Genomic DNA, 6,426 nt, shown 5'->3' on the forward strand with positions numbered 1-6,426 from the left:
CGCGGCGAGAGCATGGCGCGCCTGTCGCAGAATCGTTCGGGTCAGGCCGCCGGGGCGATCCCGCCACGCAGGACGTGGATGACATTGCCGCCCATCACCTTGCGGATATCATCATCGGCAAAGCCGCGATCCATCAGCGCCTGTGTGACCGCGGCAATCTGGCTGGCGTCGAAGCCGGTGGTGACGGCGCCGTCGAAATCCGATCCCAGCCCGACATGATCGATCCCCACCAGATCGCGGACATGCGCGATCGCCTTCGCCACATCGGCGGGCTGGTTCGAGCAGATCGCCGCATCCCAGTAACCGATGCCGATCACGCCGCCGGTCCGCGCGATGCCGCGAATTTCGTCGTCGGTCAGGTTGCGGTTCACCTTGCACGTCGCCTGCACGCCGCCATGGCTGGAGACGATCGGCCGCCGTGCCATCGCGATCACCTCCGCCACCGCTTCGTGGCTGGCATGGGCGACATCGACGACCATCCCGAGCTTCTCCATCCGTGCAACCGCCTGCCGCCCCAATGGCGTGAGGCCGCCTTTCGCCTGCCCGTGCATCGAGCCCGCGACATCATTGTCGAAGAAATGCGCCAGGCCCGCCATGCGGAAGCCGGCGGCATGAAGCCGGTCGAGATTGTCGAGCCGCCCCTCCAGATCCTGCAACCCTTCGATCGACAGCATCGCGCCGATCACGGGCCTGCCCGCGCGCCGGTCAGCGATCAGCCTGTCCATATCCGCCGCGGTGGTGATGAGGCGCAACTGTCCGTTCGAGCGGGCAACGAAGCCCCTGAGCTTTTCGGCGTGATAGAGCGAGCGCTGGAGCAGCGAGTTCCACGTTCGGAGCGGTTGCAATTCGGCGATCACCAGCGCGGTGATGTTATCCGTATCGCCGGGATTGCCGTCGTAATTCTGATGCCGGGGCGTCTTCGTCACCGAGGAGAAGACCTGAAGGGCGTAATGCCCGGCCTGAAGGCGCGACAGATCGACCTGGCCGCGATTCGAGCGCTTCAGCAGGTCGCGCTTCCACAGCAGCGTGTCCGCGTGCATGTCGGCAACATCAATCGTCTGTTGCAATGCCGTGGCGCGCGGGCTGATCTTCAGCGGCACGGGGACGACCCTGTTCATCGAACTCTCGATATATCCCGGCGCGAAAACGAAGAATGCGATCGCGCCGATCACGAGCAATGCCAGCGCGGCGATGCCTGTCCTGCGGGCCATGCCCTCTCCCCTTTTGGAACCCCGTTCGATCCGCGATACTTCTGGCCTACGCCGGGGCCGGCGGCAAGCCTGGGAGAGGGGGCACCTGGCCTTGGCGTGACGGACGGTGTGCAGGTGCGCGCAACCTGCAATGGCGAGTTTTCCGGAACGCGCCCGTGGATCGCCGCATCGCGCGCACGCGTTGTTCCGGCAGAAGAACGATGATATGAATTCCGCAATCGTTTACTCGCGGCGGGCATCTGCGTGAGTTGTTCCGATCGCTTGCCGCGCCAGATCATGAGATCGCCCGATTTTGGGGGAGGCGGCGATGCGGCAATTCTTGCGAACAGGCATTCTTTGCGGCGCCGGCTTCCTGCTGACGAGCTTTTCGGGTGAAGGATATTCGGTCGCCGGGCTCGCTGCGCTCGATCCGATCAGGTCGGCGCAGTCGATCTGTTCCGGCGCACGCGCGCGGGATGTGCTGAAAAGCCATCTGGTGATGGCGCGCCTGGCCGGCGTTCCGGCGGGCACGCGAGACATGCGCGTCGCGCTCTTTGACGACCTGAGCGCGCCGCGCCTGCCGCTGACGACCGGCAGCGCGCTGGCCGGGCGCTATTTCAACCAGGGCCTGATGCTGGGCTATGGCTTCAATCATGCCGGGGCCGTCCGCTCGTTCCGCGCGGCGCAGCGGCTCGATCCGGGTTGCGCGCTATGCTGGTGGGGCGAGGCGATCGCGCTTGGCCCCAACATCAACGCGCCGATGGACGGTCGCGATCGCCCGGCGGCACTTGCTGCACTGGCCCGCGCCAAAGTGCTGCGCGAGACGGTCACCCCGCTTGAGCGGGCGCTGATCGACGCGGCGGCACGGCGCTACGCCGCCGATCCGGCGGCGGACCGGGCCGCGCTCGATGCCGATTATGCCGACGCGATGCTGGCCGTCGCCAATCGTTTTCCGCAGCACGACGACGTGGCGGTGCTGGCGGCGGAGGCGGCGATGAACACCACGCCGTGGAATTACTGGGGGGCGGACAAGCGCGCCCCGGTCGGCCTGTCCGGGGCGGCGGTGCGCCTCACCGAGGCTGTGCTCGCGCGCAATCCCGTCCACCCGCAGGCGAACCATCTTTATATTCACCTCATGGAGAACAGCGCCGACCCGCGCCGCGCCGAAGCGGCTGCGGACCGGCTCGCGGCGCCGCTCGCCCCCCACGCCGGCCACCTCGTCCACATGCCGGCGCATATCTATCAGTTGCTTGGCCGCCACGCCGATTCGATCCGGGTGAATGTCGATGCCGCGCGGGCGGATGAGGCCTATATCCGCTCGGCGAACGATCAGGGCCTCGTGCGTTACGGTTATTATCCGCACAATATCCATTTCATCGTCACCTCGGCGCAAATGGCGGGCGACATGCGCACCGCCATCCGCGAGGCGCGACGGCTGCGCGCGATCCTCGATCCGGCCACCTCGGCGCGAATCGGCTGGATACAGGCGATCGACGCGGCGCCGTTCCTCGCAATGGCGCAATTCGCCGATCCCGCGACGATACTTGCCATGCCCGCGCCCGACGCGCGGCTGCATTACGCAACCGCGATGCGCCATTACGCGCGCGCGGTCGCTTACGCCGGGCGCCGGGACCGGGCGGGTTTCGATCGCGAGATCGCGGCGATGGCGGCGTTGCGCGATGCGCCGGCCATCGCCGATCTAGTGTCGCAGGGCCTTCCGGCGCCTGACCTCATCGCGCTTGCGGAGCGCGTCGCGCATGGGCGCCTGGCGTTCGCTGAAGGGCGCTTCGACGAAGCGGCCCGCCATTATCGCGCCGCCATCGCGATCGAACGGACGATCGCCTATCAGGAACCGTCGTTCTGGTATTATCCGGTCAGCCAGTCGCTTGGTGCCGCGCTGCTCCGCGCCGGCAAGGCGGACGAAGCAAGCCAGGCGTTTCGCGCCGCGCTGGCTCAGACACCATCCAACGGCTGGGCGCTCTACGGGCTGATACAGAGCGAGGAGGCTCGTGGCGCGCGCCTCGAAGCCGCCGCGGCGCGCGCGGCATTCGATCGGGTATGGCTCGGCGACCGGCGCTGGATCAGCCTGTCGCGGCTTTGACGGATATCCGCCGCGAGCGCGAGATGGTCATCTGTCGGTTGGCAGATATTGACCGCATCTTGGCATATCTGATGGCTAAACGCCGATGTAATGTGCGCACGATCGCTGATTGAAGCGATCGGACGCATAGATTCAGCGCTGTCTTCTGCAAGGTTTGGGCCGGATTAATGGTGTCTTTCCTTGGCGGTTTGGGGGGCTGATGCATGTCGCGAAATACGATCTACTTCTGCCTGTTCCGCAAATAACGCGTCGCGCGCGGCTTGTTCTTATGCGTTTGCCATGGCCGATTGTCGGCTTTCTATCCACCGTTCAAATAGGAAGGGTGAAGGCATGAACACGAGTCTCAAAATCGCCGTTGCGACTGCCCTGTCCGTGGTCGCGATGCCGGGGCACGCCGAGCGAGTCACCGTGAAGGCGCCGCCCGATCAGGTGCGCACGATGAGGATCAGTTACGCCGATCTCAACATGTCGAGCGACGAAGGCGTCAGGCGGCTGACGATGCGGGCGAAAGGCGCCGCGCGATGGGTCTGCGATGTCTCCGAGGCGAGCCTGCCGATCGCCGAGGAGCAGGCGGAGCAGCGTTGCTTCAATGCGTCGTTCGCCCGCGCGCGAAATGATATCGCCATGGTCCAGCAGCAGATTCGGACCAATATCGCGAGCAATGCCGCAAGCTCCGGCGCGATCGAAGTCGCGCAGCGTTGAACCGGTCGGGTCGCGGGGTGGCGACGTGCCGCGCGCGTCGCCATTTCGCGCCCGAATCCCGCAAAAATCTTGCCCGTCCGCAATCGTGCGACCAACCCGGCATGGATCGAGGGCAGATTGTCATTTGCGCCAGGATGCGTGAAGATTAACCACCTTCCGATGGCGCGCAGTATGCGCCATCTCACGAGTGGAGGGCGCATCATGGACGCCATCGTGAAGCGGATTGCGATGATCGCGTTCGATGACGCGGATTTGTTCGATATCGCCGGCCCGGATAAGGTTTTCCACAGCGCGGCGCGCTTTCTCGTGCATCTGGGGGTGGCCGACAGGCACCTTTATCGCATTGATCTGTTCTCGCCCGATGGCGGCCTGACCCGCACGCTCCAGGAGATTCGCATCGAAACGCTGGCGATGCGCGAACTGGCGACGGGCGAATATGACACGATCATCGTCGTGGGCGGGATTGATCGCGCCTGCCGCGATCCGCGCGTCATTGGCTGGCTGCAGCGCAATCATCGCAAGGCGCGGCGGGTGTCGTCGGTGTGCATGGGCGCCTTCGCGTTGGCCGAGGCCGGGCTACTGGACGGTCGCAGGGCGGCGACCCACTGGATGGATTGCGACGCGCTGCAGGCGGGATATCCCGCGATCGAGGTCGATCGCGATTCGATCTTCGTCGAGGATCGCGGGGTGTGGACCTCCGCGGGGATGACCGCCGGGATTGATATGGCGCTGGCGATGGTGGAGGAAGATCACGGTCGCGAACTCGCGCTGCTCGTCGCGCGCAGCCTCGTCGTTTTTCTGCAGCGTTCGGGCGGCCAGTCGCAATTTAGCAAGGAATTGGTGAGCCAGACGGTGGAAGGGCCGATCGCGCCGTTGCTGCGCTGGATCATCGAGCATCCGGGCGATGATCTGCGCGCGGAAGTTCTGGCCGAGCGCGTGCATATGAGCCTGCGCAGCTTCTATCGCGCGTTCGAAGGCGCGACCGGAAAATCGCCCGCCGAATGGGTGGAGACGATCAGGCTCGAAATCGCCAAGCGGCTGCTGGAACGGACGGGGCAGCGCGTCGATCAGATCGCCTGGCAGGCGGGCTTTGCGAATTACGAACGGATGCGCCGGGCCTTCATCCGCCGCATCGGCGTGGCACCCGCGGACTATCGCGCGCGTTTCTCGCGTCCGCCGCTGCACCAGACGGAGATTGATCCCACATTGGTCGTCGAGGCGCTCGACGGCGAAGGCGCCTATCGCGGGCCGCTGCAATAGCGGCGACGGCGGCATTCGTGGATCGCCTATCGCCGAAACGGGCTTTCCTTGTGGAGCGCTCCGATCCGTCGGCGGTTTATCCCGAAAGAAGACGGATTGAGCGGGTTTGGCGATAGGCGCGGAATTGACGGGCGGTGGCGGGTGCGCGCATCCTCCGGGCCGGTCAGGCGATGATGATCGGGGGCGTGCGCCATTGATCGACATATGCGGAGGTTCTCATGAAGCTCAAGGCACTGGCGATAGCAGCAGCATTTGGCGCAATGGGCCTGGCGGGAGGAGCAGCGGACGCGGCGACCTATGTTGTGCCGGGCACGTCCAACCCGTTCCTCGCCGGCGCGTCGGGCGGCGATAATGTCGTTATGAACGGTTATACGGATACGGCGGCGGCGAACTCTCCGGTCGGCGTGTCGGTCATCGGCGGGCAGACGCTGGCGATCAGCGCGACCGGCGCGGTAAGCAATTGCCCCGGCTGTTTGCTGTCCGGCCCGAACGGCGCCGGCGGCGTCGCATCAGCGGGCGTCACCGCCAACGGCTTCACCGAGATCGTCAACGGTTATTCGAATCTGCCGCTCAACGGGCTGATCGGCGTCTTCAACAATCTCGGCATGAATAACCCGTTCCTGATCGGGACGGGGGGAACTTTCGTCGTGCCGACAGGCGCTACGACGCTCTATCTCGCGACGGTTGACGGCTATCAATGGTCGAACAACATCGGGTCGTTTTCAGTGAATGTCGGCGCGGTTCCCGAACCGGCGACCTGGGCGCTGATGATTCTCGGCTTCGGCGCGGTGGGCGCGGGAATGCGGCGCAAGGCCGCGCGCCAGACGACGATGCGCTACGTCAAGGCCTGAGCGCGCCGCCCGGCGCCGAGCCGATCCGGGGCGATGATGCGCCGGCACGGGCATATGCGCGTTGCCGGCATCGGCACGATCCGCGTGGCCGGTGAAAGCGGAGCCTCAGACTATAGGGCAAGCCAGCCGTCTGGCGGCGGCGCGGGCCGCTTTCGGGAATTTCCTGTCCGAGGATGGGCCGGCTTTCGTAGCGGCTTGTCGGGGCACGCCCGTCCCGGGGGCTGTTCTTTCGCCGGTCCCGGAGAGATTTCAGCCACTTGGAAGTGGATGGTGCCCAGAAGAGGACTCGAACCTCCACGCCCTTGCGAGCGCCAGCACCTGA

General features: G+C 65.6%; 5 protein-coding genes. 4 read left to right on the plus strand and 1 reads right to left on the minus strand.

Features of this window, described 5'->3' with window-relative positions; genetic code table 11:
• Positions 1 to 41: 41 nt before the first annotated feature.
• Positions 42 to 1,211: a dipeptidase gene (locus tag Q0316_RS03165; RefSeq protein ID WP_298669579.1), complete on the minus strand. Its 1,170-nt coding sequence runs from the start codon at positions 1,209 to 1,211 to the stop codon at positions 42 to 44.
• Positions 1,212 to 1,518: 307 nt separating this feature from the next.
• Here Q0316_RS03165 and Q0316_RS03170 point away from each other — a divergent pair, with 307 nt between their 5' ends.
• The 4 genes from Q0316_RS03170 (at position 1,519) to Q0316_RS03185 (ending at position 6,104) form a co-directional block, all read left to right on the plus strand.
• Positions 1,519 to 3,291 carry a hypothetical protein gene (locus tag Q0316_RS03170; protein ID WP_298669582.1) on the plus strand — a complete coding sequence of 591 codons (1,773 nt, stop codon included), beginning with the start codon at positions 1,519 to 1,521 and terminating at the stop codon, positions 3,289 to 3,291.
• A gap of 330 nt (positions 3,292 to 3,621) precedes the next feature.
• The gene (locus Q0316_RS03175) at positions 3,622 to 3,993 is read left to right on the plus strand and encodes a UrcA family protein (RefSeq protein WP_298669585.1); all 372 of its coding nucleotides are present in this window, start codon (positions 3,622 to 3,624) and stop codon (positions 3,991 to 3,993) included.
• A 201-nt stretch (positions 3,994 to 4,194) separates the two neighbouring features.
• Positions 4,195 to 5,253, plus strand: a complete 1,059-nt coding sequence (locus tag Q0316_RS03180) for a GlxA family transcriptional regulator (protein WP_298669588.1) — start codon at positions 4,195 to 4,197, stop codon at positions 5,251 to 5,253.
• 218 nt (positions 5,254 to 5,471) lie between these two features.
• Entirely contained in the window at positions 5,472 to 6,104 is a 633-nt protein-coding gene (locus Q0316_RS03185) for a PEPxxWA-CTERM sorting domain-containing protein (protein ID WP_298669591.1), read from the plus strand.
• Positions 6,105 to 6,426 lie beyond the last annotated feature (322 nt).

Origin of the sequence: uncultured Sphingomonas sp. (assembly GCF_937871615.1) — a bacterium.
Classification (GTDB): Bacteria; Pseudomonadota; Alphaproteobacteria; order Sphingomonadales; family Sphingomonadaceae; genus Sphingomonas.